This is a genomic window from Pseudomonas sp. Marseille-P9899, assembly GCF_903166565.1.
Lineage (GTDB): Bacteria > Pseudomonadota > Gammaproteobacteria > Pseudomonadales > Pseudomonadaceae > Aquipseudomonas > Aquipseudomonas huaxiensis.
On sequence record NZ_CAESCG010000001.1, the window covers coordinates 1,612,836 to 1,638,944 of the forward strand.

The 26,109-nt window shown below is 65.3% G+C and carries 25 protein-coding genes and 1 pseudogene; 13 read left to right on the forward strand and 13 right to left on the reverse strand.

The features are described from left to right. Positions 1–35 precede the first annotated feature (35 nt). Positions 36–1,007 (reverse strand): bile acid:sodium symporter family protein, encoded by a 972-nt coding sequence (locus HWV67_RS07000; RefSeq protein ID WP_175650533.1) that lies wholly within the window; start codon positions 1,005–1,007, stop codon positions 36–38. 82 nt (positions 1,008–1,089) lie between these two features. Here HWV67_RS07000 and HWV67_RS07005 point away from each other — a divergent pair, with 82 nt between their 5' ends. Both HWV67_RS07005 and HWV67_RS07010 read left to right on the forward strand, forming a co-directional pair. After that, on the forward strand, positions 1,090–1,887 hold the full coding sequence (locus HWV67_RS07005; RefSeq protein ID WP_175650534.1) for an AraC family transcriptional regulator: 798 nt from the start codon (positions 1,090–1,092) through the stop codon (positions 1,885–1,887). A gap of 90 nt (positions 1,888–1,977) precedes the next feature. Beyond that, positions 1,978–2,448: an FAD/FMN-containing dehydrogenase gene (locus HWV67_RS07010; protein WP_110968604.1), complete on the forward strand. Its 471-nt coding sequence runs from the start codon at positions 1,978–1,980 to the stop codon at positions 2,446–2,448. A 2-nt stretch (positions 2,449–2,450) separates the two neighbouring features. Here the strand turns inward: HWV67_RS07010 and HWV67_RS07015 are convergent, their stop codons facing one another. The 3 genes from HWV67_RS07015 to HWV67_RS07025 form a co-directional block, all read right to left on the reverse strand. Next, the gene (locus tag HWV67_RS07015) at positions 2,451–3,650 is read right to left on the reverse strand and encodes an MFS transporter (RefSeq protein ID WP_175650535.1); all 1,200 of its coding nucleotides are present in this window, start codon (positions 3,648–3,650) and stop codon (positions 2,451–2,453) included. Between the two features lie 83 nt (positions 3,651–3,733). Continuing rightward, positions 3,734–4,180, reverse strand: coding sequence for an SRPBCC family protein (locus HWV67_RS07020; RefSeq protein ID WP_175650536.1), 447 nt, complete (start codon positions 4,178–4,180; stop codon positions 3,734–3,736). Positions 4,181–4,263: 83 nt separating this feature from the next. Further along, the gene (locus HWV67_RS07025) at positions 4,264–4,581 is read right to left on the reverse strand and encodes a DUF2388 domain-containing protein (protein ID WP_175650537.1); all 318 of its coding nucleotides are present in this window, start codon (positions 4,579–4,581) and stop codon (positions 4,264–4,266) included. 458 nt (positions 4,582–5,039) lie between these two features. Here HWV67_RS07025 and HWV67_RS32370 point away from each other — a divergent pair. From HWV67_RS32370 to ampC, 3 genes and pseudogenes are all read left to right on the forward strand, one after another. Then, positions 5,040–5,927, forward strand: a pseudogene (locus HWV67_RS32370) (cache domain-containing protein); the annotation flags it as partial. Between the two features lie 87 nt (positions 5,928–6,014). After that, positions 6,015–6,782, forward strand: coding sequence for a methyl-accepting chemotaxis protein (locus HWV67_RS32375; protein WP_444851804.1), 768 nt, complete (start codon positions 6,015–6,017; stop codon positions 6,780–6,782). 80 nt (positions 6,783–6,862) lie between these two features. Further along, complete coding sequence (gene ampC / locus HWV67_RS07035) at positions 6,863–7,993, forward strand: class C beta-lactamase (protein WP_175650539.1); 1,131 nt, start codon at positions 6,863–6,865, stop codon at positions 7,991–7,993. On the opposite strand, the gene HWV67_RS07040 is transcribed toward ampC, so the two are convergent. From HWV67_RS07040 to HWV67_RS07055, 4 genes are all read right to left on the reverse strand, one after another. Next, a complete protein-coding gene (locus HWV67_RS07040) occupies positions 7,994–9,343 on the reverse strand; it encodes an MFS transporter (RefSeq protein ID WP_175650540.1) in 1,350 nt (449 codons plus the stop codon). 84 nt (positions 9,344–9,427) lie between these two features. Further along, entirely contained in the window at positions 9,428–9,757 is a 330-nt protein-coding gene (locus HWV67_RS07045; RefSeq protein ID WP_175650541.1) for an NIPSNAP family protein, read from the reverse strand. Beyond that, positions 9,757–11,487 carry an FAD-dependent oxidoreductase gene (locus HWV67_RS07050; RefSeq protein WP_175650542.1) on the reverse strand — a complete coding sequence of 577 codons (1,731 nt, stop codon included), beginning with the start codon at positions 11,485–11,487 and terminating at the stop codon, positions 9,757–9,759. Before HWV67_RS07050 ends, HWV67_RS07045 begins: the two co-directional genes overlap by 1 nt. Then, positions 11,484–12,311 (reverse strand): SDR family NAD(P)-dependent oxidoreductase, encoded by an 828-nt coding sequence (locus HWV67_RS07055; protein WP_175650543.1) that lies wholly within the window; start codon positions 12,309–12,311, stop codon positions 11,484–11,486. The genes HWV67_RS07050 and HWV67_RS07055 overlap by 4 nt, the downstream gene beginning before the upstream one ends. 175 nt (positions 12,312–12,486) lie before the next feature. Here HWV67_RS07055 and HWV67_RS07060 point away from each other — a divergent pair, with 175 nt between their 5' ends. Then, complete coding sequence (locus tag HWV67_RS07060; RefSeq protein ID WP_175650544.1) at positions 12,487–13,392, forward strand: helix-turn-helix domain-containing protein; 906 nt, start codon at positions 12,487–12,489, stop codon at positions 13,390–13,392. Positions 13,393–13,420: 28 nt separating this feature from the next. On the opposite strand, the gene HWV67_RS07065 is transcribed toward HWV67_RS07060, so the two are convergent. Both HWV67_RS07065 and HWV67_RS07070 read right to left on the reverse strand, forming a co-directional pair. Beyond that, the gene (locus HWV67_RS07065) at positions 13,421–14,011 is read right to left on the reverse strand and encodes a 2-hydroxychromene-2-carboxylate isomerase (protein ID WP_175650545.1); all 591 of its coding nucleotides are present in this window, start codon (positions 14,009–14,011) and stop codon (positions 13,421–13,423) included. Between the two features lie 53 nt (positions 14,012–14,064). Then, positions 14,065–14,799 (reverse strand): SDR family oxidoreductase, encoded by a 735-nt coding sequence (locus tag HWV67_RS07070; RefSeq protein WP_175650546.1) that lies wholly within the window; start codon positions 14,797–14,799, stop codon positions 14,065–14,067. Positions 14,800–14,891: 92 nt separating this feature from the next. Between HWV67_RS07070 and HWV67_RS07075 the strand changes: the two genes are divergently transcribed. After that, positions 14,892–15,458 carry a TetR/AcrR family transcriptional regulator gene (locus tag HWV67_RS07075; protein WP_175650547.1) on the forward strand — a complete coding sequence of 189 codons (567 nt, stop codon included), beginning with the start codon at positions 14,892–14,894 and terminating at the stop codon, positions 15,456–15,458. 7 nt (positions 15,459–15,465) lie between these two features. On the opposite strand, the gene HWV67_RS07080 is transcribed toward HWV67_RS07075, so the two are convergent. Beyond that, the gene (locus tag HWV67_RS07080) at positions 15,466–16,095 is read right to left on the reverse strand and encodes a LysE family translocator (protein WP_175650548.1); all 630 of its coding nucleotides are present in this window, start codon (positions 16,093–16,095) and stop codon (positions 15,466–15,468) included. Between the two features lie 154 nt (positions 16,096–16,249). Between HWV67_RS07080 and HWV67_RS07085 the strand changes: the two genes are divergently transcribed. The 3 genes from HWV67_RS07085 to HWV67_RS07095 all read left to right on the forward strand — a co-directional run bounded on the left by HWV67_RS07085 (position 16,250) and on the right by HWV67_RS07095 (position 21,009). Beyond that, the gene (locus HWV67_RS07085; RefSeq protein WP_175650549.1) at positions 16,250–16,840 is read left to right on the forward strand and encodes an eCIS core domain-containing protein; all 591 of its coding nucleotides are present in this window, start codon (positions 16,250–16,252) and stop codon (positions 16,838–16,840) included. A gap of 283 nt (positions 16,841–17,123) precedes the next feature. Continuing rightward, positions 17,124–17,738 (forward strand): response regulator transcription factor, encoded by a 615-nt coding sequence (locus tag HWV67_RS07090; RefSeq protein ID WP_175650550.1) that lies wholly within the window; start codon positions 17,124–17,126, stop codon positions 17,736–17,738. A 7-nt stretch (positions 17,739–17,745) separates the two neighbouring features. Then, positions 17,746–21,009 carry a transporter substrate-binding domain-containing protein gene (locus HWV67_RS07095; RefSeq protein WP_175650551.1) on the forward strand — a complete coding sequence of 1,088 codons (3,264 nt, stop codon included), beginning with the start codon at positions 17,746–17,748 and terminating at the stop codon, positions 21,007–21,009. A gap of 47 nt (positions 21,010–21,056) precedes the next feature. Here HWV67_RS07095 and HWV67_RS07100 read toward each other — a convergent pair whose 3' ends face one another. Together HWV67_RS07100 and HWV67_RS07105 are read right to left on the reverse strand one after the other, a co-directional pair. Beyond that, the gene (locus HWV67_RS07100; protein ID WP_110968615.1) at positions 21,057–21,806 is read right to left on the reverse strand and encodes a PDC sensor domain-containing protein; all 750 of its coding nucleotides are present in this window, start codon (positions 21,804–21,806) and stop codon (positions 21,057–21,059) included. 62 nt (positions 21,807–21,868) lie between these two features. After that, complete coding sequence (locus HWV67_RS07105) at positions 21,869–22,621, reverse strand: FadR/GntR family transcriptional regulator (protein ID WP_175650552.1); 753 nt, start codon at positions 22,619–22,621, stop codon at positions 21,869–21,871. A 249-nt stretch (positions 22,622–22,870) separates the two neighbouring features. On the opposite strand from HWV67_RS07105, the gene HWV67_RS07110 reads away from it, so the two are divergent. The 3 genes from HWV67_RS07110 to HWV67_RS07120 all read left to right on the forward strand — a co-directional run bounded on the left by HWV67_RS07110 (position 22,871) and on the right by HWV67_RS07120 (position 26,105). Further along, positions 22,871–24,295 carry a gamma-aminobutyraldehyde dehydrogenase gene (locus HWV67_RS07110; RefSeq protein ID WP_175650553.1) on the forward strand — a complete coding sequence of 475 codons (1,425 nt, stop codon included), beginning with the start codon at positions 22,871–22,873 and terminating at the stop codon, positions 24,293–24,295. Between the two features lie 239 nt (positions 24,296–24,534). Next, on the forward strand, positions 24,535–25,140 hold the full coding sequence (locus HWV67_RS07115; protein ID WP_095155041.1) for a dimethylamine monooxygenase subunit DmmA family protein: 606 nt from the start codon (positions 24,535–24,537) through the stop codon (positions 25,138–25,140). Beyond that, positions 25,137–26,105, forward strand: a complete 969-nt coding sequence (locus HWV67_RS07120) for a PDR/VanB family oxidoreductase (protein ID WP_175650554.1) — start codon at positions 25,137–25,139, stop codon at positions 26,103–26,105. The genes HWV67_RS07115 and HWV67_RS07120 overlap by 4 nt, the downstream gene beginning before the upstream one ends. Positions 26,106–26,109 lie beyond the last annotated feature (4 nt).

Consider the following 26,109-nt stretch of genomic DNA (forward strand, 5'->3'; position numbering starts at 1 on the left):
GTGTAGATACCGATGCGCATCGCTCGATCCAAGCCTCAGACATCACTCCCCCGCCCCGCATACCGCTGCGCCAGCACCGCACACACCATCAACTGAATCTGGTGAAACAGCATCAGCGGCAAAATCAACGCCCCCACCGCGCTGCCGGCAAACAGCAACTGGGCCATGGGCACGCCGGTCGCCATGCTCTTCTTCGATCCGGCGAACAGAATGGTGATGCGGTCCTTGACATTGAACCCCAGCCAGCGCCCAAGGCTCTGGGTGCAGAACAACACCAGCGCCAGCAACACACAGCACACCAGCGTCAGCCCGAGCAAATGCGATACCGGTACCGAATGCCACAGCCCGCTGACCACCGCACCGCTGAACGCGGTGTAGACCACCAGCAGGATCGAGCCCTGGTCCACCGACTTCAGCCAGCCAGCATTGCGCGCCACCCAGCCGCCAATCCAGCGCCGCGCCAGTTGCCCCGCGACAAACGGCACCAGCAGTTGCAGGACGATCGCCCCTACCGCTTCGAGGCTTGAACCGCTGTCGCCTTCGACTCCCATCAGCAGCATCACCAGCAGAGGCGTCAGGACGATCCCCAACAGGCTGGACGCCGCCGCGCTGCAGATGGCCGCCGGCACGTTGCCGCGGGCCAGGGAGGTGAAGGCGATCGCCGATTGCACCGTGGCCGGCAAGGCGCACAGGTAGAGCACGCCCAGGTACAGCGCATCGCCCACCAGCGGCAGGATCAGCGGTTTGAGCAGCAGCCCCAGCAGCGGGAACATCACAAAGGTGCAGGCGAACACCAGCAGGTGCAGGCGCCAGTGCCCTGCCCCGGCGACCACCGCCTCGCGCGACAGCTTGGCGCCATGCAGAAAGAACAGCAGGCCGATGGCTAGGTGCGTCAGCCCTTCGAAAAACGTCGCGACCGCGCCGGACGCCGGCAGCCAGGTGGCCAGGGCGACCACCGCGAGCAGGGCCAGGGTGAAGTTGTCGAACAGTAAGCGCAGGTGTTTCATCGTCCATTCCGGCGTGTTGTGGTGAAGGTGGCGAAGACGATAAGGTGTTCGGCAATTTCCGACTAACGCCAGAACACCACTAATGTCGTCGAACGGACAAAACCAGCTGCAACTGAGCGACCTCACCGCCCTGCCGCGCCCGCTGTACGGGCAGCGTAGCAGTTTGCCGAATATCGCCCTCGACTACCGCCACCGCCATCCGTGGGGCCAGTTGTCCCACGCGCTGCACGGGGTATTGCAAGTGCACACCGACAACGCCCGGCTGGTGGTGCCGCCACACCGTGCGGTGTGGGTGCCGGCGCAGGTCGCGCACCGGGTCACCTGTACCGCCGACGCCTGCATCCGCAGCCTCTACCTTGACCCCGCGCTGGCTCTCTGGCCCGGCGAGCAGTGCCGGGTGATCGCCGTCGATCCGCTGCTGCGCGAGCTGATCCGCTCCTTCGGCGAGGTGCCGGTGGACTACGACCTGAGCGGCGCCGATGGCCGTCTGGCCGAGGTGCTGGTGGATCGCCTGCGCCTGGCCGAAGAACTCGATCTGGTCTTGCCGCAACCCCGTGACCCGCGCCTGCGCGCACTGTGTCGCAAGGCCCAGGCCCGGCCCCACGCCAGCGTCAGCCTGATGGATGCGAGCGAGAAAGCCGGGGTCAGCGAAAAGACCCTCAGCCGGCTGTTTCTCAAGGAAACCGGCATGACCTTCCGCACCTGGCGCCAGCGCATGCGCCTGGTCAGCGCGCTGCCGGCGCTGGAGCGCGGCGAACGAGTCACCGACGTGGCCCTGGCTTGCGGCTATGACTCGCTGTCGGCCTTCAGCGCGGCGTTTGGCAGGTTGTTCGGTCTGTCGCCGGGGGAATTGGGGCGAGGTCAGGTTTACAAAGACTGAGCGTCAGCATGCCGCAGGTCGCTGCCGCTCAGGCTTGCTATGCTGCGCCCCTGCTGCAATTCCCTACCAATCTGCTCAAGGATTCGATTTGTGAAAGCTGCTTGCGTACTGCTGCTGGGCCTGCTGCCGTTCATGGCCAACGCCGCCGAAGTGGGCGACACCCTCAAGCCCTTCACCCTCAACGACCAGCATGACCAGGCCTTCAGCCTCGACGCCGGCACCCGGGTCCTGCTCGCCGCCGGCGACATGGACGGCGCCAAGCTGGTCAAGGCCGCCGTGGCGGAACAGCCCAAGGGTTACCTGGAAGCGCGCCATGCGGTGTTCGTCGCCGATATCCAGCGCATGCCGGCGCTGATCAGCAAGCTGTTCGCCGTCCCTGCAATGCGCGATTACAACTACCGCGTGGTGCTCGACCGCGACGGCCAGGTAGTGCCGCAGTACGCGGTCGGCGAAGCCCAGGTGCAGGTGCTGCAACTGGACAACGGCAAGCTGGTGTCGAAACAGACCTTCAGCGACGCCGACGCCCTGCGCAAAGCCCTCGACGCCTTGCCGCAAGGCTGAGTTCAGCGCTGCAGGCCGCGGTCCACATACCAGGTCAGCGGCAGCGTCAACAGCAGGGTCGCCGCCAGCACCATCAGCGCGAACGGCACCCCGCTGGCATCCCCCAGGCGGCCGAAGACAATCGGCGCCAGCGCCCCGCCGCCGATGGTGCCGGTGTAGAACAGGGCAAACGCCTGTTCCCGCCGGCCCGCCGCCGCCAGTTCCGGCACCACGCCATACAGCACCGACGAGGTGCCATTGAGCACCAGCCCGAGCAGCGGCAGCATGATCATCAGCGCGTTGAGCGGCAGGAACACCGCCGCCACCACCAACGCCGCCGTCAGCGACTCACTCAGCCACACCGTTTTCAGCAGGCCGAACCGCGCCCCCAGGTAGCCGCAGATCAGCTTGCCGAAGGCGCCGCCGATAAACAGCAGGGTCAACGCCAGGCCAATGCCGGCCGTGCCCGCGCCCTTGTCGGTGAGCAGGAATGGCAGGAAGGTGAGGAAACCCATGCGCACGGCGCTGTCGAGAAAGCCGGTCGCCAGCAACGCCCGCAGGCCGGTCACCGAGCCGGTGCCGGCATGATCGCCGACCTTTTTCGCGGCTGCCGCATGCGCGCTGTTGCCGCGCGGGATCAGCAGGTACATCGCCAGCGCCGCCAGCAGGCCCAGCACCCCGGCCAGGGTCACGCTCAGGCGCCAGCTCATTACCGTCAGGGACACGCCTACCAAGGCGGGAATCAGGGTTTTGCCGATATCACCGGCGAAGTTGTAATGCGACAGCGCCTGTTTGACCGGCGCCCCCGGCTCATGAGTATCGCTGACCAGCGACGAAGCCAGCGGGTGTTGCGTGCTGGCGCCAAGCCCGCCAAGCACCAGCGCGGCGAACAGGGCGATCAGGCCGCCCGCCTGCCCGGCCAGCAGGTAGGCCACGCCAATCAGTACGGTGCCGCCAATCAGCAACTGCTCGCGACCAAAGCGCCGCGCCGCACGGCTGGCCAGCAACTGGAACGCCGCCATGGTGGCCGACCAGGCGCCGCGCAGCAGGCCGATCTGCGCATAGCTCAGGCCGAACTGGACCTGCCAGATCGGCAGCAGCACATAAATCAGATCAGTCAGGCCATCGTGTACGGCGTGGGCGCCGCAGGCCGCCAGCAAGGCGCGGCGGCGCGGCGAGGTTTCAGTGCGGGATGGGAGAACGGCGTCGTGAGCTTCGGGCATGATTCAGGCGGTCCGTGCAACTGGACTCACCATTAAAACAGTAACAAAACATGAATACGATGCCATTTCTCCCAGGAAGTGACTCAGCCCGAGATTTCCGGCTCCACCAACGCCGCCAATTGATTCAGCGACTCCTGCCAGCCCAGGTAACAGCCTTCCAGCGGAATCACGCTGGGCAGACCTTCCTGGACGATATGCACCTCGGTCCCGCACGACACGGCCTTGAAGGTGATGGTCGCGATAATTTCGCCGGGCAGGTTGGGGTCGTCGAAGCGGTCGGTGTAGCGGATGCGCTCGTTGGGCAGCAGTTCGGTGTACTCACCGCCGAAGCCATGGCGCTGGCCGCTGGAGAAGTTGCTGAAGGACATCTTGTAGGTGCCACCTACCCGCGGGTCGAAGTGGTCGACCTTGCAGGTGAAGCCGTGGGGCGGCAGCCATTTGGCCATCGCCTCGGCATCGAGAAACGCCCGGTAGACGCGCTCGGCGGGCGCCTTGAACACACGGTGCAGGCGAACGGTGTTGCTGCTCATGGTCATCTCCTGGTCAGGTCACGGGGTGTAACCAGTCAAGTTGAAGACCCGCGCGGCGTCCAGCCGTTCGCCTGATGCCGATCTCAGCGCTCATCACCGAATTGATCGCTCACCAGAATCGCCCGCGCCAGTTCTTCGTCACTGGCCTGGATGCCTGGGTTTTCCTGGCGGACGCGTTGCAGCACCGACTCCAGGTACGCGCCGCGGATCGCACCGCCGCTGGCGACGAAGCTGGACGCCTCGTCCCGCGCCGGGATGATCCGTTTGTCGTCCTTGAAGGTGGAATACAACGAAGCGGAGACACCGGCCGAAGTGGCGACATCACCAGCATCAACCCGGGCCAGCGCCGTGCCGAAAGGCACGCAGAGCAACAACGAAGAAACGAGCAATGTACGCCGCATGACGGAATCCTCCGGAAATGACAGGTATTACTCAGTCTAGGATGCGCACGCTCAGGACGTAGTTCCATCGGATGAACAGAAAGGCCGGTAACCAACAGGGAAAAACCTGACCGATAGCTCAAGACAATACGCTAACAACATGTATACGAAGTACTTGCCAAATATTTATGTACGCGGTCTGATAAAGAAAAAAATAGCAACTTGCCATTACTGTAAACAACGCTGCCATCTGCCTCCTGCCTGCATGGATGTACCTCACCATGAAAATAAAGAACAAACTCATACTTGCCTTCGTACTGGTGGCTTTTATCCCGGTAAGCCTTGTCGGAGCCCTATCAGTGTTGAGTATCCGCAGTGATGCGGTCGATCAGTTCGTCGAGAGCAGCACCCGTGAAATACGCCAGATCGACGGTAATATGCGGCAGTTCTTCGACGGCACTTCGCAGAACGTCGATCAAATGTCCAAAGATCCTGTATACAACTCTGTAGAACAATTAAAACAGTACATCAGTACCGACGCCCCTAACCAACCACTGCCGCCAGCGGCGAAACAGGTAATTGAAGCTTTTTCCCGTTATGGCGCCACTCATCCGGCCGCGGCGATTCTGTCCATCGGCCTGGAAGACGGCAGCTACGCCAAGTGGCCGGATGACCCGCAACTGGCCAACTACGACCCGCGCACTCGCCCCTGGTACAAGGCCGCCATGGCCAGCCCGCAAAAAACCGTGCGCACGGCGGCGTACTACTACGAGAAGGATGACGTGGCCCTGGTCGGCACCGCGCGGGCGCTGCTCGACGAGGCCGGCAAGGCCAAGGGCGTGTTCGTCGTCAGTGTCTCGCTGAAAAACCTCACCGAGCTGATCAAGAGCATCAAGCTGGGCGAAAGCGGCTACGTGATGCTGGTCGAGGACGGCACCGTGCTGGTCGATCCGCGCGACGCCAGCCACAGCTTCAAGAAACTCGCCGACCTCGGCGCGCCGTACGCACACCTGGCAGCCACCGGCCAGGGCGTCACCGAAGTCGAACTCAATGGCGTGCGCTATATGGCCAACACCTGGACCTCCCCGGGCCTGGGCTGGCACTTCATCGGCCTGATCGAGCACAAGGAAGTGATGGGCACCGCCACCCGCATGACCTGGCTCACGTCGATCATCGTCATCGTCCTGGCGCTGGTCTTCGCCCTCGTTGCAGCGGCGTTCTCCCGGGTGATCGTCAAACCGATCGGCCAAGTCAGCACCGGCCTGCAGTCCATCGCCGAAGGCGAAGGTGACCTGCGCCGCGACCTGCAAGTGCAAGGCAAGGATGAAACGGCCGAGCTGGCCGGCTGGTTCAACAAGTTCCTCGCGGCGATTCGCCAGTTGATCCAGCACATCGGCGCCGCCTCGGGCAACCTGCAACGCGCCTCGCAGACCAACAGCGAAATGGCCGGCAACATGAACGACGCCGCCGGGCGCCAGCGCGAAGCCGTCGAACTGGTGTCCACAGCGTTCAACGAGATGGTCGCCACCGCCAACGAAGTGGCCCGCTCTTGCAGCAGCGCCGCCGACGCCGCAGAAAATGGCCACCGCCGGGTGGCCGAAGGCAAGCAGCAGATCGAGCAGACCACCAGCAACGTCAACCGCCTGAGCAATCGCCTGACCGAATCGTCCCAGGCCATGGTCGAGCTGGAACAGGGCAGCCGCGACATCAACCAGATCCTCGGCACCATCCGCGCCATCGCCGAACAGACCAACCTGCTGGCGCTGAACGCGGCCATCGAGGCGGCCCGGGCCGGCGATCAGGGCCGCGGCTTCGCGGTGGTTGCCGATGAAGTACGGGCGCTGGCCAAGCGCACCTCCGACTCCACCGGCGAGATCGATCAGTTGCTCGGCACCCTCGGCAGCAAGACCCAGGAGGTCTCGCAGAAAATGGAAAGCTGCCTGGACCTGTCCCGCGCCAGCGTGTCGTCCATCGCCAGCGCGCAAGACAGCTTCGAAGGCATCCAGTTGTCGGTCAACGAGATCCGCGACCAGAACCTGCAGATCTCGGCGGCGGCGGAAGAGCAGCACAGCGTCGCCGAAGAGATCAACCGGCATATCCAGCAGATCTACGACGAAGCACGGCGGGTCGAGGACCTGGCCCGTTCGGCGCAACAGGACTCCGGACGGCTGTCGGAGGTGTCGCAGGAACTGAGTGGCCTGGTGGGCCGCTTCAAGTCCTGAGGTGACACGGCGGAAGTATCGGCCTTGATACTTCCGCCCTTCTCAAGCAGGGTGCGTGTTTTTCGACACGGAAGCTTTCCATGCGCCTTCTTGCCCTTGTTGCGCTCTGCGCCACGCCCCTGGTCGCCTGGGCCGATACCGATTTCGACCGACAGGTTCGCGACGCCGCCGAAGTGCTGATGCGGGACAACGCCATTCCTGGCCTGGCCATCGCCATCACCGACCACGGCCGCCAGCACTTCTATGAGTTCGGCGTGGCCGACAAGGCCAGCGGCCAGCCGGTGACCCGCGACACCCTGTTCGAGCTGGGTTCCATCAGCAAGACCTTCACCGCCACCCTCGCCGGCTACGCCCAGGCCAAGGGCACACTGTCGCTGACTGCCAGCGCCGGCGAGTACCTGCCGGAACTGGCCGGCACGCCGTTCGGCAAACTGTCGCTGATCAACCTCGCCACCCACACCTCCGGCGGCATGCCGCTGCAATTCCCTGATGCCGTGACCAACGACGCGCAACTGCTGGCCTGGCTCAAGGCCTGGACGCCGCAACAGCCACCGGGCACCTGGCGCACCTACGCCAACCCGAGCATCGGCATGCTCGGCGTGATTGCCGCCAAGCAACTGCAAACCCCGTTCGTCACGGCCATGCAGGAGCAGCTTCTGCCGGAACTTGGGCTCACGCACACCTATCTCGCCGTGCCGAAAGACCAACAGGCGCTGTATGCCTGGGGCTACGACAAGGGGGGCACCCCGGTGCGGGTCAATCCCGGCGTGCTGGCCAACGAAGCCTATGGCCTGAAAAGCAGCAGCAGCGACCTGCTGCGCTTCGTCGAGATCAACCTGGGCCGGGTGAAACTCGCAGCACCCTATGAACAGGCCGTGCAGGCAACCCATCGCGGCTACTTCCAGCGCGGCGCCATGACCCAGGACCTGATCTGGGAGCAATACGCCTATCCCCTGGCCTTGCAGACCCTGCTCGACGGCAACGACAACCTCACCGCGCTGCAAGGCGCGCCGGTCAAGGCCCTCAACCCGCCGCTGGCGCCGCAACAGCGGGCGTGGGTGAACAAGACCGGCGCCACCAACGGCTTTGGCGCGTATATCGCGTTCGTGCCGGAGCAACAGCGTGGCGTGGTGATCCTGGCCAACCGCAACTACCCCAATAGCGAGCGGGTGAAGCTGGCCTGGAACCTGCTGGAGCGGCTGGACAAGTAGCTAGCGCGCGCGGACGGCCACTGGGGCGCTTCCACCGGTCTGGCGCCCCTGCAACAACACCGCCAGCGCCGCCAGACCGGCCGGAATCAGCAATGACGCGAACACCTGGGCGAAGCTCCAGCCCGCCGCCAGCATCTGCGCCCCGGCGAAGGCGCTGAGAATCGCCCCAAGACGGCCGATGCCGCTCATCCAGCTGGCGCCGGTGGCCCGCACCTCGACCGGATAGAACGCCGCCGCCAGCGCATTCATGCCGACGCTGGCGCCGTTCAGGCCAAAGCCCACGGCCCAGGCGATCACGCACAACCAGGCAAAGGCACCGGCCACCTGGCCGATGGCGAAAATCACCGCGCCACTGAACACGAAGGCCAGCATCAGTACCCGCTGCGGGTTCCAGCGGTCCATGGCCCAGCCCACCGAAATCGCGCCCACCGGCCCGCCAATCTGGAAGCAGGCGGTCACGATCGCAGCCTCGGCCACCGAGTAACCACCGCCCTCCTTCACCAGCGTCGGCAACCAGCCGCTGAACAGATAGACCAGGAACAACGCGAGGATGTAACCGCCCCAGAGCATCAGGGTGCCGAAGCGATAACCCGGCGACAGGATGGTGCCGACCGCCCCGCCGCCCGCCGTCACGGCTGCCGGCAAGGTGAAGACCGTGCCCGGTCCGACCCGCTCCGGCGCCAGGCGGCGGACGATGGCGCGAATGCGCTCGGGGTCGGCGCCCTGGCGCACCAGAAAGGTCACCGACTCCGGCAGCCGCCAGTACAACAGCGGCGCCACCAGCAACGGCAGCACGCCACCCAGCACCAGCACGCTGCGCCAGCCCAGGTTGGGAATCATCCAGGCGCTGGCGAAGCCGCCCAGCGCCGCGCCGAGGGAAAACCCGCAGAACGCCAGGGTAATCAGCAACGACCGGCTGCGCGTCGGCGCATATTCGCTGACCAGGGTACTGGCGTTGGGCATCGCCGCGCCGAGGCCGAGTCCGGTGAGAAAACGCAGCGCCACCAGGGTTTCAAGATTCGGCGCGAAGGCCGAAGCGAGGGTCCAGCCGCCGAAAAGCAACACGCTGCCCAACAGCACCAGCTTGCGCCCGTAGCGGTCCGCCAGAGGCCCGGCCACCAGCGCGCCCAGGGCCAGGCCGATCAGTGCGGCGCTGAGCACCGGGCCGAGGTCCTGCGGCCCCAGCCCCCATTCGCTTTTCAGTTGCGGCGCGATGAAGCCGATGATTGCCACATCCAGACCATCCAGGGCGATGATCAGGAAACCGAGGAAGACCACCCATTTCTGGTAGCCGCTGACCGGCTGATCGTCGATCAGCCGGCGAATATTGATGCTGTTGGAAGTGTCCACTGCCCTTGCCTCTTGTTGTTTTTGTGTGTGGTTGCAGCACGCGGAAATCCGCCGCACGCGTGTGGGCGCGCGGCGGTCGGCAACTCAACGGCGGTCGAGACTGCGCAGGTGTACGGGCTTGATGATGCGGGTCTCCTGGGCCAGCACCAGATCGCGGGTGGCGTGCAGGTAGGCGGCGAAATCCGGGTCGGCGTCGCGCGCGGCACTGCGTATTTCGAAGTCGTCGAGGCTGTCGTAGCCCCATAGATGAACCACCTGGTTCAGCGGACCGATGCTGCTGGTGTAGAACGCCAGCGGCGCGCCGAGGTGGCGTAGCAGGATCGGCATCGCCAGTTGGTCGAAGGCGTCGAGAAAGGCCGCCATGCACCGCGGCCTGATGGTGTAGATGCGGTGATCGACAATGGCCTTGTCCATCACCCCACCTCCTGCGCAGCACCGGCATCGGCAAGGCCCTGGTCGACGCCGGCCAGATGGCGGCCGGTGATGTAGCCAAAGGTCATGATCGGGCCGAGGGTGATGCCGGCGCCGGGGTAGTTGCCGCCCATGATGCTGGCGCGGTCGTTGCCCACTGCGTAGAGGCCGGCAATGGCCCGCTGGTCGGCGCCAAGCACTTCGCCGACGACGCTGGTGCGGATGCCGTCAAAGGTGCCGAGATCGCCCATGATCACTTTCACCGCGTAATACGGGCCTTCGCCAATCGGCGCCACGCACGGGTTCGGTTGATGCGCGGGATCGGCCAGGTAGCGGTTGAAGCTGGTGGTACCGCGCCCGAACTGGCGGTCCTCGCCCTTTACCGCACCGAGGTTGTACTGGCGGACGGTCTGCTCCAGCCCTTGGGCATCGATGCCGGTGCGCGCCGCCAGTTCGGCGAGGGTGCGGCCCTTGAACAGGTAGCCGTTGCGCAATAGCGGACCTTGAGGCATCGGCGCCGGTTTGGCGTAGCCGAGGCCGTATTTGCCGAGGGTACGACGGTCGCAGACCAGCCACATGGCGGTTTCCGTCTCGCCGGTGCAGGCGTCGATCAGCGCCGCGCCGACATCGTGGTAGGAGTCCGATTCGTTGGTGAAACGCCGACCGCTGCGCAGCACGCCGATCACCCCCGGTTTGTAGCGGTCGAGCAAGTGCGGAAACGCGGTATAGCGCCCGCTGCCCATGGGCACCTTCGACACCGGCATCCACGCCGCAGGCGCTTGAAGACGAATTTCCACCCGGGCGCCGAGGCTTTCGGCCATGCGCGCGCCATCGCCGCTATTGCCCGCCGGCACCGGCGAGAAATGCTCGCCACCGCGACGCACATGGGGATAGGCCTGTTTCAGCCGTTGCAGGTCGTGGGAGAAACCACCACAGGCCAGCACCACGCCGCGCCGGGCATTGATGCGCAGCTCGCGCCCGCTTTCGCTGGCCAGCGCGCCCGTGACCCGCCCGCCTTCGCTGAGCAACTGGCGAGCCGGCGTCCCGGTGAGGATCGGGATGCCCAGGTCCAGTGCCGAGCGCACCAGCCGCGCCGCCAGGGCATTGCCGCTGGTGACCTGGGTTCCACGGCGGTACAGCGCCAGTTCCTTGAGGTGGGTCAACAGGCGCCGGGTGACGTAGGCAAACGAAGTCAGGGAGCGGGTGACGTTGAAGAAGTGCTTGAGGTCGGCATTGGACGAATTGAACATCATGCCGATGAAGGTGATGGTCTTCAGCGGCGGGCGCAGGCGCGCCATGTCAGCACCCAGGCCACGGATGTCATAGGGCGCGGCCAGAATCGAGCGACCGATATCCAGACCGCCGCCCACTTCCGGGTGGTAGTCCGGGTACAGGGTGGGGACGAATTTGACCGCCGTTTCCCGCTCGAAGTACTCCACCATCTCCGGGCCGTAGCGCAGGAACGCCTCGACCCCGGCCTCATCGAAGCAGGCGCTGGTTTCATTACGCAGGTAGGTCAGGGCCTTTTCCCTGCTGTCACCAGCGCCCTGGGCCTTGCCGTGGACATTGCCCGGCACCCACAGCACGCCACCGGAAAACGCTGTGGTGCCGCCGAAGCAGTCGTCCTTCTCGATGAGCAGCACGTCCAGCCCGTGTTTCTTCGCGGTGATCGCGGTCGCCAGGCCACCGGCGCCAGCGCCGATCACCAGCACATCGCAGCTTCTCTCGTTCATGACCGCGCCCCCTCGAAACCGGGACGCGGAATCAGCGCCATGGGCATGCTTTCCAGGCCGCCATCCACCGTCAGTTCGGCACCGTTGATGTAATCGGCCCGCGGGCTGGCAAGAAACAGCGCTGCCTGGGCAATATCCACCGGCTCGCCGATACGGCGGTTGGCAGTCATGGCGCTGCGCTGGCGTTCGATTTCCGGATCGGCGTAAAACGCCGCCGACAACGGCGTGCGGATCAAGCCCGGGCACACCGCGTTGCTGCGCACCCCGCGCGGCCCCCACTCCACCGCGAGCTGACGCGACAGCATGCTGACCCCGGCCTTGGCCGCGCTATAAGCGCCGCTGTTGGGTTGCGGGAAATGGGCGGCAATCGAAGCGATATGGACGATGCGGCCACTGCCGCGCTCCAGCATCGAGCGGCCGAACGCCTGGGCGCACAGCAGATAGCCGCTGAGGTTGACCGCCAGCACCTGATTCCAGTGATCGAGGTCGAGGCCTTCCAGCGCTCCCGGACGCAGCACACTGGCGTTATTGATCAGCACATCGCAGCGGCCGTGCAGCGCCTGCACCTTGGCCGCCGCCTCGGCCACGCTGCGCGGGTCGGCGATATCGCAGGCCAGGGCGCTGACCTCACCGACACTGTGTTCGCCCAAGGTGGCGGCCAGTTCGCGGCATTTGTCGGCGTCGCGATCCAGCAGGACCACATGGGCGTGCTGCTCCACCAATGCCGCCGCCAGCGCCGCGCCAATCCCGCCGGCACCGCCGGTGACCACGCAAACGGCGGCGTCCAGGCCCAGCCAATGGGAGGAAATGTTGTTGTTATTCATGCTGCTCTCCAGAGTGTCGCTTGTTCTGGCGAACAGACTAGGACCGCGGCCCTGCGGCAAGAATGGACAAAACCTGCAACCGTCCAGACATTTTCGACAAAATCGCCGGCCACGCCTGATGCCCGGCCAGGGCTGTGGCACAGTGGCCGGGTCGCGATCACACAATTACAAGAACATGAACAAGATCCCCAATTACGCCCTCTACGGCGAGACGGCCCAGCCGGTGTGGCATGAGTCGCTGCATGTGGAGTCGATCTCGAAACGCTCCGGCGCCCACAACTGGGAAATCGCCGCCCACCGGCATGACGGCCTGTTGCAGTTGCTCTACGTGCAGAGCGGCGGCGGTGAAGTGCTGTTCGACAGCGACCGGGTGCCGGTGCAGGCGCCGTGCGTGGTGTTCGTGCCCGCCCAGGTGGTGCATGGTTTCCACTGGGCCGGCCAGGTCGAGGGCCAGGTCATCACGGCGGCGCAGCATCCGCTGGAAAGCATCGCCCAGGTGCTGGCGCCGGGTCTGTCGAGCCAGATTCGCAAACCCCATGTGATCGCCCTGCCGCACTGGCGCGAGGACGAAGACCCGCTGCTGCCGCTGTGCCGCGCCTTGAGCGAGGAGTACCACAACCGGGCCCGCGAGCATGTGGCGTGCAGTATGTCGCTGCTGCTGGCGCTGTTTGTCCAGACCCTGCGCCACGAGCACCTGGGCGGCGATGACGGGCAACGCCGCGTGCCGTCACGTCGCAGCCAGCAGCTCACTGCATTCCGCGAACTGGTGGACATGCATTTTCGCGAGCATCGCCCGCTCAACGCCTACGCCAGCGACCTGGGCATGACCGTCGCGACCCTCGGCCGCCTGTGCCAGGAGCACTTGGGCATGACCCCGATGAACGTGATCAACGCCCGCATGGTGCTGGAGGCCAAGCGCGGCCTGGGGCACTCCGATCTGAGCGTAAAAGGCATCGCCCATGAGCTGGGCTTTGTCGATGTCGGTTACTTCAGCCGGTTCTTTCGCAAGCACGCCGGGATGAGCCCGAGCGACTTTCGCGGCGGCGGCAGACCCTCGGCGGCGCTGGCGCGGTGTTCGTGAAGGACACCGCCCAGCGCGCGACGGCCGATCAGCCCAGGGCGTCCACCACAAAGTCCAGGCGGTCCTGACCAAAGAACATCTGCTCGCCAACAAAGAACGTCGGCGCACCAAACACCCCGCGGGTCACCGCTTCTTCGGTCACCGTCTTCAACGCCGCCTTGACCTCGGCATCGCCCACCAAGGCAACGAAGCCGTCCGGCGCGAAGCCCGCCTCCGTCAGCACCTCGGCCACCACGGCGGGGTCACCGAGGTTGCGCCCGGTCACCCACAACGCGGTGAACATCGCCGCCAGGTAATCTTCGAAACGCTCCGGCTGACGCAGTTGCACGCCGATCGCGCCGCGCATCAAGGTCAGGGTGTTGATCGGGAAATACGGGCTGAAGCGCAGCGTCACGCCGTAACGGGCGGCATAACGCTGGAAATCGACGTAGGTGTAGCGGGCCTTGGCCGGGACGGTCACCGGCGAACTGTTGCCGGTGGCCTGGAACACGCCGCCCAGCAACATCGGGCGCAGTACCACGTTGGCGCCGTGCTCGGCGCGCAGTCGCGGCAGTTGGGTCCAGGCCAGGTAGCTGGCGGGGCTTCCGAGATCGAAGAAAAATTCGACGGTCTTGCTCATGAGATTCAGGTCCTTGTGCGCAGATGGGGTCATTCCAGGGCGAGCGACGGGGCTTACCAGCGTTCCATCCACGGGCGCAGGTCCAGTTCGAAGGTCCAGGCATCCCGCGGCTGCGCATGCAGGTGCCAGTAGTTTTCGGCGATATGCGCGGGGTCGAGGATGCCGTCCTGGTCCTTGAGCGCGTAACGCTCGGGGAAGCTGTCGCGGATAAACGCGGTGTCGATGGCGCCATCCACCACCACATGGCCAACGTGGATGCCACGCGGGCCCAACTCCCGCGCCATGCTCTGGGCCAGGGCGCGGATGCCGTGCTTGGCCCCGGCGAAGGCGGCAAACCCGGCCGCGCCGCGCAGGCCGGCGGTGGCGCCGGTGAAGAGAATGGTGCCGCACTCGCGGGTGACCATGCGCCGGGCCACCGCCTGCGCGGTGAGGAAGCCGGCGAAGCAGGCCATTTCCCAGATCTTGAAGTACTTGCGCGGGGTTTCTTCAAGGATGCTGCAAGGCACGTTGGCGCCGATATTGAAGACGAAGGCGTCGATCGGGCCGATGCTGCTTTCGATCTCTTCCACCAGCGCCGCGACCTCCTCCTCCTTGCGCGCATCGGAGCCAAAACCATGGGCCTGGCCACCTTCGGCGCGGATCTCGTCCAGCAGCGGTTGCAACTTGTCGGCACTGCGCCGGGTCACGCAGGCGATATAGCCTTCACGGGCAAAGCGCTTGGCAATGGCACCGCCCGTGGCATCGCCAGCGCCGATCACCAGTACGACTTTCTTGTTGTTATCGGTCATGGGTGTCGCCTCATTGATGAATGATCGTTTAGTTAACGAACGCTATGCTACGATCCGCACATTCGTCAAGCGTGTAACAGAGGATTTCCCAGGTGCGCTATTCCACCGACCACAAGGAACAGACCCGGCAACGCCTGGTGCAAAGCAGCGGCGCGCTGGCCAAGCAGGGCGGGTTCTCGTCCACCGGCGTGGCCGGCTTGATGAAGGCCATCGGCCTGACGGGCGGCGCCTTCTACAACCACTTCCCGTCCAAGGATGACCTGTTCAGCGAGATCGTCCGCGAGGAGCTGTCCCACAGTTTCATCAACCTGCAGACCCAGGCCGGCGAGCTGAACCGGGACAAGTTGCAGCGCTGCCTCGACCAGTACCTGAGCCTGGCGCACCTGCACAACCCGGAAAACGGCTGCGCGATTCCGGCCCTGGGCGCGGAAATCGCCCGGGCGGATATCAAGGTGCGGGAAGAGGCCGAACACTGGCTGAAAACCCTGCACCAGGCGTGGGCGGTCACGCTGAAGGACGAGGCCCTGGCCTGGGTGTTGCTGAGTCAGTGTGTCGGGGCGCTGCTGGTGGCGCGGATGCTCGCCGGGGAAGACACCCGGGAGGCCGTGCTGGCGGCTAGCCGGGGATTTGCGCGCAAAGCGCTGGAGCAAGTGCCGTAAGGGGAACTCAGTGCAGGTCGTTGCGGCGGTACAGGCTGACGCCGACCGCCAGCACCGCGAGCATGCCGGCGCAGCCGCGGTTGATCCATTGCATGACCCGCGCCGAGAAGGCGCGCACCGCGTGCCGTCCGCCGAGGGCATAGACGACCATCACCAAACAGTCGAGCGACGCGGTGACGACCGCGAGCACCAGATACTGCTGCAGTACCGGCTGGTCCGGGCGAATGAACTGCGGCAGGAATGCCGAGAAGAACAGCAAGCCCTTGGGATTGGACAAGCCGACGAACAGCGCCCGCAGAAAGCTCGAACGACCGCTTACCGCAGCCGCCGTGCCGCTGGCACTCAACGCCTGCACCGGCGCGCGCCAGAGCATCACCGCGAGATACAGCAGGTACGCCGCGCCCACCCATTTGACCAGGCTGAACAAGTGTTCCGACGCTTGCAGCAAGGCGCCAAGGCCACAACCCACGGCGCCGATCAGGATCAGATCGGAGAGCATCGCCCCGGCCATGCCGAAGCCGGCCACGCGCATGCCGTGGCTGGCGCCGTTGTTGAGGGCCAGCAGCATCGCCGGGCCGGGCGTGACCATCACCGCACTGGCGGCGATGACGTATAGCAGAAGGGTCGAGGCGTCCATGACGGCTCCAGGCAGATCAAAGCGCGAAGGATGCCTGCGCCGCCCTTCCCACTCAAGCCCCCGGACAATTTGTCGGACGGTAGTAACTAAAGTTTGCGTGACCGGTCAAACTGCACGTCCCCGACATTCGCCGCTTATCCCCGGCAGGAGCTACATGTCCCTCCGCGTTCCCTTCAGGCTGTGCCCCTCGCTGCTGCTGTGCCTGGCGCTCGGCGTTGCGCCTGTCGCGTCCGCCGCCACACCGGCGACGGGCCAGGCCGATGACCTGTTCACCCTGCTCGACAATGTCACACGCATGGCCTCTTCGGGGCTGGCCAACTGGCTCACGCTGTCACGCGACAGCGCCGTGGCCAGCGGGGTCGAACCGATTCCGCTGCACATCCGCGCGCAACTGGAGCCGTGGTACGACTTCCAGGTGCTCGATGCCGCCCGCTATCAGGTCGGCAACACCCAGCAACTCGACGCGGCCAGCGCCTTCCTGCAGAACCCCGATGTCAGCGCCGTGACCCTGGTCGATGTGATCGTCTTCCGCACTGCCGAAGACGCCCGTGACAACGTCGCCCTCTGGGCCCACGAACTCAAGCATGTGCAGCAATACCAGCAATGGGGCGTGGAAGGGTTCGCCGCGCGCTACACGCGCAATTTCGATGCGGTGGAAGCGCCGGCCTATGCGATTCAGGCCGAAGTCGGCAAAGCGCTCAAACTGGCGCCGGGCGCCACCCTCGCCGCGCATCCGGCGCATTGAGCCGACCCTTGAAGTGACTCAACGGGAAACGGCGTGTCAGCACACTTCCCCTTGCCACGTCAGCAACACACCCGGCGCCCAACGCCCTTGGCGCCGTGTACCACTGACAGACTCTTCGCAGATCTTGTAGGGATTTTCATCTATCCCGCCGGAATTGTTCCACGCTTCTATACTCCTCGTACTCATCGAACCTGATTCGACGTATCGTGAGCGGCCCGTCAGAACCGGCGGTTTCCTCTCCTGAGTGACTCGGGAAAAATCCATTCCTGATGCAGGGCCTGCGATGCACAAGATTCTGATCGTCGATGATCACCCCACCATTCGTTTTGCCACCCGCCTGCTGCTCGAGCGCGAGGGCTACGAGGTCGTCGGCGAAGCCCACGACGGCGTCACCGCCGTCAGCCTGAGTCAGGAACACAAACCCGATGTGGTGATTCTCGACCTGGGTCTGCCGCGGCTCGACGGTCTCAGCGTGCTGGAACGCCTGCGCGCCCTGAACCCGGCGCCACGGATCATGGTGTTCACCGGGCTGCCGCCCAGGCTCTTCGCCAAGCGCTGCATCGAAGCCGGCGCGTCGGCTTTCGTGCGCAAGGACGAAGACCTGCAAATCTTCAGCGGCGCCCTCAAGGCCGTGCTCAACGGTTACTCCTACCTGCCCGACGCCCTGCGCATGGCGCCCCGCTGCAATTCCGAGTCCGACCGCCTTGAGCGTCTGTCCAACCGTGAGTTCGAGGTGATGCGCCAACTAGCCAAAGGCGCAAACAACAACGAAATCGCCGAAACCATGATCCTCAGCGCGAAGACCATCAGCACTTACAAGACCCGCATCATGGACAAGCTCCAGGTCGAATCCCTGGCAGAACTGCTCGACCTGGCCAACCGCCACGAAATGATCTGAAGCGCTCATGAACGCCCATCTGTTCTGCGCCTGGGGCCTCGGCGGTTTGCTTCTGCTGCTGCCCGCGTCCCTGCCGGCCAGCGAGCCGGTGACCCCGCGTGAACTGCTCGGGCGCTCACTGAGCAGCAGCGCCGCGCCGGTCCTCGGCAGCGCCGACCGGCAATGGCTGGAACGCAAGAAGGTCCTGCGCCTGGGCACCTCGGCGCCGGACTATCCACCCTTCGACATCAATGTCAGCCAGCACGATTACGAAGGCCTGACCGCCGACTACGCCGGGCTGCTGGCGGAGCAGTTGCGGGTCGGCGTCCAGGTGCTGCATTACCCCGACCGCAACGCGGCGATCCAGGCCCTGCACCGTGGCGAAATCGACCTGCTGGGCAGCGCTAACGGTTTTGAAGCAGCCGACAGCGAGCTGCTGTCGAGCCTGCCCTACGCCGAGGACCAGGCGGTGATTGCCACCCCGCTGGGCAAACCACGCAACCCCGACGATGACCTCGCCGGGCTGCGCCTGGCGATGGTCGATCACTACCTGCCGGCCGAACGCATCCGTGAGGTCTATCCCCGCGCGAACCTGCAGCTTTATGCCTCGAGCATGGCCGCGCTGTCGGCCCTGACCCAGGGCGATGCCGACGCCTTTATCGGCGATGCCATCAGCGCCGACTACCTGATCGGCAACCACTACCGCGACAGCGTGCAGATCAGCTACTACGTCAAGCCGCTGCGCTCGACCTTCAATTTCGCCCTCGAACACGACAACAGCACCTTGCTGCGGGTACTCAACCAGGCCCTCGACAGCCTGTCGGAAAGTGACCGGATCAACGTCGCCCGGCGCTGGAGCAGCGGCCTCAACAGCGTCCTGCTCAACCGCGGCGCGCTGGTTCTGACGCCGAACGAACAGGCGTGGATCCGCGCGAATCCCAAGGTCAGGGTGGCGATCAACAAGTACTTCGCGCCCCTGACCTTCATTGACGACAAACAGCAGTTTCGCGGCATCACCGCGGACCTGCTGGAGCAGATCGGCCTGCGCACCGGCCTGGATTTCCAGGTTGTCGAGGCGGCCTCGGTGCCGGAGATGATCCAGTTGGTGGAGGACGGCCAGGCCGATCTGGTCGGCACCCTGCCCTACGGCGCCGAGCGCGCCCGCACCCTCGATTTCACCCGGCCTTACCTGACCACGCCACGGGTGCTGGTCACTGCCGCCCACGCCAATGCACCCGACACCGCCGAAGCGCTGGCCGGCAAACGCCTGGCGTTGATCCGTGGCACGCCGTACGCGCAAACCTTGCGCCGTGAGCACCCGGCAATCGAACTGGTGGAGGTCGATGACCCGCTGGCGCTGATGGAATACGTCGCCCAGGGCCGCGCCGATGCCGCCATCAGTTCGCAGATCAACGCCGCCTACTTCATTAGCCGGCTGTTCAAGGACCGCCTGCGCATTGCCGCGCTGCTCGACGACACCCCGGCAACCGCCGCGTTCGCCACCGCCCACGGCAACACCCTGCTGCATTCGATCCTGGAAAAGACCCTGCTCAGCATCGAGCCGGACGAAATGACCCAGCTTGCCAACCGCTGGCGGACCAATGCCTTGATCAGCGACAACCCGTGGCGCAACTACCGCGGGCTGGTGCTGCAGATTCTGGTGGTTGCCGGCCTGCTGATTGCCGCCGTGGTGTTCTGGAACCGCTACCTGCGCCGCTTGATCGGCCAGCGCACCGAGGCCGAACAGGCGCTGCAACGGCAACTGAAAATCAGCGAAGGCCTGCTACTGGAACTGCGCCAGGCCAAGGAGCAGGCCGACAACGCCAACCACGCCAAAAGCGCGTTTCTCGCCACCATGAGCCATGAAATCCGCACGCCGATGAACGCGGTGATCGGCCTGCTGGAACTGGCCCTGAAAGATGCGGGTCAGGGCCGCATCGACCAGCCGTCGCTGCAAGTCGCCTTCGACTCCGCCAGCGGGCTGCTGGAACTGATCGGTGACGTGCTCGACATCGCCCGCATCGAGTCCGGGCACATGGCCCTGGCCCCCGAACCTACCGACCTGCCGCTGCTGATCCGCAGTGCCGCGCAAGTCTTCGACAGCAGCGCCCGGCTCAAGGGCTTGAGCCTGGAACTGGACCTGCGCGGCCCGGCGCGGTCGGTGCTGGTCGATCCGCTGCGGTTGCGCCAGGTGCTGTCCAACCTGCTGAGCAACGCCATCAAGTTCACCGAGCACGGGGTGGTCCGGGTCGAGTTGAATATCGAAGCGGCGAGCGACGACCTGAACGCCCGCATCGAACTCAGCGTCCGCGACAGCGGCATCGGCATCAGCGCGGCCGATCAGGCGCGGCTGTTCAGCCCCTTCGCCCAGGTCGGCCAGCAACCGGCGCGCCAGGGCACCGGCCTCGGCCTGGTGATCAGCCGGACCCTGTGCGAATTGATGGGCGGCGCGCTGCGGCTTTCCAGCGAACCCGGCCAGGGCACCCGGGTGGTGATCGACCTGAACCTGCCGTGGGCCGGCCCGCTGGAGCGCGCGGAAGTGACCAGCGAGACGCCGGCCAACAGCCCGGCGCTGAACATCCTCGTGGTGGATGACTACCCGGCCAACCTGATGCTGCTGGACAAGCAACTCGGCGTGCTCGGCCACCGCGTCAGCCAGGCCAGCGACGGCAGCGCGGCGTTGCAGCTATGGCGCGACGGCCAGTTCGACGTGCTGATCACCGATTGCAATATGCCGGGTATGGACGGCCATGAGTTAGCCCAGGCGGTGCGAGCTGAAGAGGCCGCGAGCCAGCGTCGCCGCTGCCTGATCCTCGGCCTGACCGCCAATGCCCAGGCCGAGGAACGCGAGCATTGCCTGGCGTCGGGAATGGATGACTGCCTGTTCAAGCCTATCGGCCTTGGTGCCTTGCGCCAGCATTTGAGCGGGCTGGACGTGACGCCCGCCGTGGCGGCCAGCGAGGACGACAGCGGTTTCGACCTCGATGAACTGCGCCACCTGACCCTCAACGACCCGCAACTGATCCAGCGCCTGATCGCCGAACTGGCCCACAGCACCACCCTGGATCTCGCCGCCTTGCGCGCCCTCGGCCCGGACTCACCGCGACCGGCGCTCAAGGCGCTGGTCCACCGGATTCGCGGCGGCATGAAAATGCTCAAGGCCCGCGGGCTGGTAGCGCATTGCGATGCGCTGGAACGGGGGTGTGCGCAGAAGTTGGGGGATGGGGAATTGCAGGTGCTGAAGGGGCGGCTGGAGCAGAGTCTGGAGAGGTTGTTGCGCAGGCTTGGCTGATCGCGACGGTCAGCGCCCCGACAAGGTCGCGATCAGCCGGTAAAAGATCAAGGCGCCTTGCGCAACCCCGGCAACCGCACCAGCGACCACCCCGTCTCCGATTCCGACAACGTCAGGCGAATCTCGTCCAGTTGCATATTGCTCAACAAGGTCGAGACCAGATCCCCCACCATCCAGTTGGCCGTGTTGGACGCGATCACCCGGCCATCGGCAGACAGCAAAACCGCCTCATGGTCCAGGCGCATCAAGCTGCGCACCAGCAAGCGTTCGACGTTGTGCAGCGACAGGTCGAGCCCGGCCACACCGATGAAGCGCCCCTGCACCATGATCGGCATGGTGAAGGTCAGCACGTACATGTTGGTGCCGTAGAGGTCGACGTAAGGCCCCTCCACCACGCTCTTGCCGGTATCGCGGGGACGGCGGTACCAGGGCATTTCGGTGTAGTCGTAGTAATTCTCGCGGCGCCGGTCGAAGTTGGGCCGCAGCGGCAGGGTCTTGCCGCCGTCCGCCAGGTACCACCATTCCAGGTGCATTTCCCGGTCGGCCAGGCAGTTGGGCTCGACGATCACACCACCACCGCAGCCAAAGGCACCGGTCGCGAGCAGCTGGCGGTCGATGGCCGGGCGCAGGGACGCCAGGTCTTTCGCGGCGGGCTGCCGGCCCTCGGCCAGAACCCGCTCCCAGAGCGATCGGGTGTCCTCCACCAACTCGCGGACCTGGTTGAAAATAGTCCCCAGGGTGCTGTCCAACTGCTGGGCGCAGGCCGAAAAGGACGCGTTATCGCTCAGGGCAAACATGGCATTACCTCACGCAGGTTCGGCATTTCTTGTTATGTCATCAGGCGTTGTGTCACGCCATTTCAGTCTTCATCGGTTTCGGCCAGCAGTTCCAGGCGCAGGCTGATCAGGCGCTTGATACCGCGGCTGACATGGGCCTCGGCCAGCGCACCGGCCAGCACCGCGTCTCCCGCGACCAGCGCCTGCAAGATGGCCTGATGCTCCTGCTCCACCACCGCCACATCGCCGCCACCCGCCGCGTCCATCCACAGCAGTTCACCCACTTCGGATTGCAAGCGCATCTCTGCGTTGGTCAGGCGCAGCGACTGGGCAGCTGCGGCCACCTCGATATGGAAACGGGCATCGGCGCGATGCCGCGCCTGACGCGTGGCGGCCTGGCGCAGCATGTCGATGTGATGGGCGATGCGCGCCTGCTGCTCGGGCGAGCTGCGCCGGGCAGCCAGGCGCGCGGCGGTACCGGAAATGGCGGTCTGCTCGTCGCCCAGGTCGCGCAGGTCCGGGCCGCTCATGTCGCGCAGGCGTTGCAGCAGCAACGCCTCGGGCAGCTCGATCGGCGCGCAGACGAAACTGCCACCGTTACGCCCGCGCCGGGTCTCGATCAGGCCACGCTGGCGCAGCACCACCAGCGCCTCGCGCAGGGTGACGGTGGCCACGCCCAGTTGCAGCGCCAGTTCCGCTTCGCTGGGCAACTGCTGGCCTTCGGCGAACAGGCCCAGTTCGATGGCCTCCACCAACCTGCGCGCCACCTCATCGGTGCGCCCTTCCTGGCGCAGCCGGATGAATGCGGTGTTACGAGCACTATTCAGGGCAGTCATTGCCTCTCCCTATCGAGCATTGCAGAGCCTGAAGCCAGCCTCGGCGAAAAAATTCAATCCCGCATCTTATAGCGAAGAACCGGGCGCGTGATAGCGCCGAATTCCCCTCAAGTTACCTTTCCCAAGCCAGTTGGCAAGATTCAAACTTTAAGATATGGTTTCATATGTTTAAAGCAGGAACGCGGACACTCACTGCCTCCGCGCCTGCCTCCGCGATTTCCGTCAATAAGTCCAACCAAGGAATACGCCATGCAAACCCGACTCCTGATCAATGGCCAGTTGATCGATGGGCAAGGTGCTCTCTACGCCGTGTACAACCCCTCCGAGGGCAGCGTCCTGGCGAACATCCCCGAAGCCAGCAGCGCCCAGGTCGATGCCGCAGTGCAGGCCGCCGACCAGGCGTTCGACGCCTGGTCGCAGACCCCGCCGAAAGACCGCGCGCACCTGCTGCTCAAGCTGGCCGACCGTATCGAGGCCGAAGCAGAAACCCTCGCCCGCCTGGAGTCGCAGAACTGCGGCAAGCCTTACCAGGCCGCCCTCAACGACGAAATCCCGGCCATCGCTGACGTGTTCCGCTTCTTCGCCGGTGCCAGCCGTTGCCTGTCCGGCTCTGCCGGTGGCGAATACCTGCCGGGCCACACCTCGATGATCCGCCGCGACCCGCTGGGCGTGGTCGCCTCCATCGCGCCGTGGAACTACCCGTTGATGATGGTCGCCTGGAAACTCGCCCCGGCCCTGGCCGCCGGCAATACCGTGGTGCTCAAGCCGTCCGAACAGACGCCGCTGACCGCTCTCGCCCTCGGCGAAATCATCGCCGAGCTGTTCCCCGCCGGCGTGGTCAACATCCTCTTCGGTCGCGGCCCGAGCGTCGGCGAGCCGCTGGTCAACCACGCCAAGGTGCGCATGGTGTCGCTGACCGGTTCAGTCGCCACCGGCGCGCGGATCATCTCCAGCACCGCCAGCAGTGTGAAGCGCACCCATATGGAACTGGGCGGCAAGGCACCGGTGCTGATCTTCGATGACGCCGATATCGACGCCGCCGTCGAAGGCATCCGCGCCTTCGCCTTCTACAACGCCGGCCAGGACTGCACCGCCGCCTGCCGCCTCTATGTTCAGAAAGGCGTCTACGAGCGCTTCGTCAGCCAGTTGGGCGAGGCTGTCGCCAGCCTGCGCATGGGCCTGCAGGACGATCCCGAAACCGAGCTGGGCCCGCTGATCACCCGCGATCACCTGGAACGCGTGGCCGGTTTCGTCGAGCGCGCCAAGGCGCAGCCGCATATCCGTGTGGTCACCGGCGGCAACCGCGTCGACGGCCCGGGCTTCTTCTTCGAGCCGACCGTGCTGGCCGATGCCCGCCAGGACGATGAAATCGTCCAGCGCGAAGTCTTCGGGCCGGTGGTCAGCATTACCCCGTTCGACGACGAAGCGCAGGCCCTGGCCTGGGCCAACGACTCCGACTACGGCCTGGCCTCCTCGGTCTGGACCCGCGACGTCGGCCGCGCCAACCGCCTGGCCGCGCGCCTGCAGTACGGCTGCACCTGGGTCAACACGCACTTCATGCTGGTCAGCGAAATGCCCCACGGCGGCATGAAGCAGTCGGGCTACGGCAAGGACATGTCGATGTACGGCCTGGAAGACTACACCTGCGTCCGTCACGTGATGTTCAAGCACTGATCAGCACCGAAAGGGTGACTGGCGCCCCCCTTCACGGCACCGCTCCGGTCGCCGGCAGCACCCTTCACCTTTGCACCACCTGATGAAACCGGCCCAAAACCGGCCTTTGCGATAAAACATATAAAACCATAGGCAATATGGCATAGGTTCTGCTTTATCCCCGACACGAAGCAGAAACCGGTCGCCATTGTTACCAACCGGCCCAAAACCGGGGTAACGACTTACGAGGTGTGTCACCCATGCTTATCACCGGCATCAAGAGCCGTCCGGTCTACGACCGGCTGCAACCCATGACGGGCGGCCTGCGCCACCTGATCGCGGGCCAGGGCAGCGGCGGCGCGGCCATGCTGCGCCTGATCGCGGACATGTCCGCCGAACAGCGCCACAACAGCGCCCTGCTCTACTCCACCGAATCCTTCTCCGGCCACACCCACTTGCAGGACCTGCAAGACGCCGATGTGGCGGGACTGGAAGTGTTCCCCAGCAACCAGGCGCTGCTCGACGCCTTGCGCGAACGCCTCGGCGCCGCCCATATGGGCACCCGCCTGTACTTGAGCGGCTCGGAAAGCTTTATCGGCACCGCCATGCAGGCCGCCAACGAAGTCGACCTGAACCGCGACGAAGTGCTGCGCGAACACAGCGGCACCCTGGTTCGCCGGGTCTGGTGCGCGCACTGCGACACCTACACCGAGAACGTTGCGCAGCGCGTCTTCACCTGCCCCGGTTGCCAGCTCAACCTGGTGGTGCGCGACCACTATTCCCGTCGTCTGGCCGCCTTCCAGGGCATCAAGGCCGACGGCGAAGTCCCAGGCGAACTGCCCGCTGCCGAGGAGCTCGACACATGAATACCCATAACGGCACCCTCGCCGTCCGCGTTGCCCGGATCGAACCGCTGACCCCGGAAATCACCCGCTTCACCCTGATCGATCCGGATGGCAAGAGCCTGCCGGCCTTCTCCGGCGGCAGCCATGTGGTGGTGGTTCTAGAAGACGGTGACAAGACTCACCGCAACGCCTACTCGCTGATGAGTTCGCCCTACGACGCCAGCGCCTACCAGATCGCCGTGCGCCGGGTCAGCGAAGGTCGCGGCGGTTCACGCTTCCTCCACGACCAGGTCAAGGAAGGCGACCTGCTGCACCTGCTGCAACCGGCCAACCTGTTCCCGCTGGCCAAACACGCCCGCCAGCACCTGTTCATCGCTGGCGGCGTGGGCATTACCCCGGTGTATTCGCAGCTGGAAGAGCTGCAGCTCAAGCAGTCCACCTTCGAGCTGCACCTGGCCGTGCGCGGCCCGGAACACCTCGCCCTCGGTCGCGAGCTGCAAGCCCGCTACGGCGCCCGGGTGCATTTGTATGTGCAAGGCCAGGACGAGCGCATGGACATCCCGCGCATCCTCGCCGGCCGCCCGCTGGGCAGCCATGTCTATGTCTGCGGCCCAGACAGCATGATCGACGACACCGTCGAAAGCGCCCACACCCTGGGCTGGACCGACAGCCACATTCACTACGAGCGCTTCGTCGAACAAGGCTCCAACGGCCTGCCGTTCAGCGTCACCCTGGCGCGCCAGGGCGTGACCATTGAAGTGCCCGCCGAACAATCGCTGCTCGAAGCCGCCGAACAAGCCGGCTATGCCGTGCCCTACCTGTGCCGCGGCGGCGCCTGCGGCTACTGCGAAACCGAAGTGCTGGAAGTCGACGGCGAGCTGGACCACCGCGACGACTGGCTCAGCGAGGAAGACAAGCTGAGCAAGCGCAAATTCATGCCCTGCGTATCCCGCGCCAACTGCAGCCGCCTGGTCGTAGACCTCTGAGACA

What these genes read in the sequence shown, in the direction of transcription:
- HWV67_RS07015 (WP_175650535.1), bottom strand. Translation starts at nt 3,650, where the DNA reads ATGCCCGAAGCTCACGACGCCGTTCTCCCATCCCGCACTGAAACCTCG.
- HWV67_RS07095 (WP_175650551.1), top strand. Translation starts at nt 17,746, where the DNA reads ATGAACGCCCATCTGTTCTGCGCCTGGGGCCTCGGCGGTTTGCTTCTG.
- HWV67_RS07100 (WP_110968615.1), bottom strand. Translation starts at nt 21,806, where the DNA reads ATGTTTGCCCTGAGCGATAACGCGTCCTTTTCGGCCTGCGCCCAGCAG.
- HWV67_RS07105 (WP_175650552.1), bottom strand. Translation starts at nt 22,621, where the DNA reads ATGACTGCCCTGAATAGTGCTCGTAACACCGCATTCATCCGGCTGCGC.
- HWV67_RS07000 (WP_175650533.1), bottom strand. Translation starts at nt 1,007, where the DNA reads ATGAAACACCTGCGCTTACTGTTCGACAACTTCACCCTGGCCCTGCTC.
- HWV67_RS07020 (WP_175650536.1), bottom strand. Translation starts at nt 4,180, where the DNA reads ATGAGCAGCAACACCGTTCGCCTGCACCGTGTGTTCAAGGCGCCCGCC.
- HWV67_RS32375 (WP_444851804.1), top strand. Translation starts at nt 6,015, where the DNA reads ATGAACGACGCCGCCGGGCGCCAGCGCGAAGCCGTCGAACTGGTGTCC.
- ampC (WP_175650539.1), top strand. Translation starts at nt 6,863, where the DNA reads ATGCGCCTTCTTGCCCTTGTTGCGCTCTGCGCCACGCCCCTGGTCGCC.
- HWV67_RS07050 (WP_175650542.1), bottom strand. Translation starts at nt 11,487, where the DNA reads ATGAACGAGAGAAGCTGCGATGTGCTGGTGATCGGCGCTGGCGCCGGT.
- HWV67_RS07085 (WP_175650549.1), top strand. Translation starts at nt 16,250, where the DNA reads ATGTCCCTCCGCGTTCCCTTCAGGCTGTGCCCCTCGCTGCTGCTGTGC.
- HWV67_RS07090 (WP_175650550.1), top strand. Translation starts at nt 17,124, where the DNA reads ATGCACAAGATTCTGATCGTCGATGATCACCCCACCATTCGTTTTGCC.
- HWV67_RS07080 (WP_175650548.1), bottom strand. Translation starts at nt 16,095, where the DNA reads ATGGACGCCTCGACCCTTCTGCTATACGTCATCGCCGCCAGTGCGGTG.
- HWV67_RS07070 (WP_175650546.1), bottom strand. Translation starts at nt 14,799, where the DNA reads ATGACCGATAACAACAAGAAAGTCGTACTGGTGATCGGCGCTGGCGAT.
- HWV67_RS07115 (WP_095155041.1), top strand. Translation starts at nt 24,535, where the DNA reads ATGCTTATCACCGGCATCAAGAGCCGTCCGGTCTACGACCGGCTGCAA.
- HWV67_RS07110 (WP_175650553.1), top strand. Translation starts at nt 22,871, where the DNA reads ATGCAAACCCGACTCCTGATCAATGGCCAGTTGATCGATGGGCAAGGT.
- HWV67_RS07065 (WP_175650545.1), bottom strand. Translation starts at nt 14,011, where the DNA reads ATGAGCAAGACCGTCGAATTTTTCTTCGATCTCGGAAGCCCCGCCAGC.
- HWV67_RS07060 (WP_175650544.1), top strand. Translation starts at nt 12,487, where the DNA reads ATGAACAAGATCCCCAATTACGCCCTCTACGGCGAGACGGCCCAGCCG.
- HWV67_RS07045 (WP_175650541.1), bottom strand. Translation starts at nt 9,757, where the DNA reads ATGGACAAGGCCATTGTCGATCACCGCATCTACACCATCAGGCCGCGG.
- HWV67_RS07055 (WP_175650543.1), bottom strand. Translation starts at nt 12,311, where the DNA reads ATGAATAACAACAACATTTCCTCCCATTGGCTGGGCCTGGACGCCGCC.
- HWV67_RS07120 (WP_175650554.1), top strand. Translation starts at nt 25,137, where the DNA reads ATGAATACCCATAACGGCACCCTCGCCGTCCGCGTTGCCCGGATCGAA.
- HWV67_RS07005 (WP_175650534.1), top strand. Translation starts at nt 1,090, where the DNA reads ATGTCGTCGAACGGACAAAACCAGCTGCAACTGAGCGACCTCACCGCC.
- HWV67_RS07025 (WP_175650537.1), bottom strand. Translation starts at nt 4,581, where the DNA reads ATGCGGCGTACATTGCTCGTTTCTTCGTTGTTGCTCTGCGTGCCTTTC.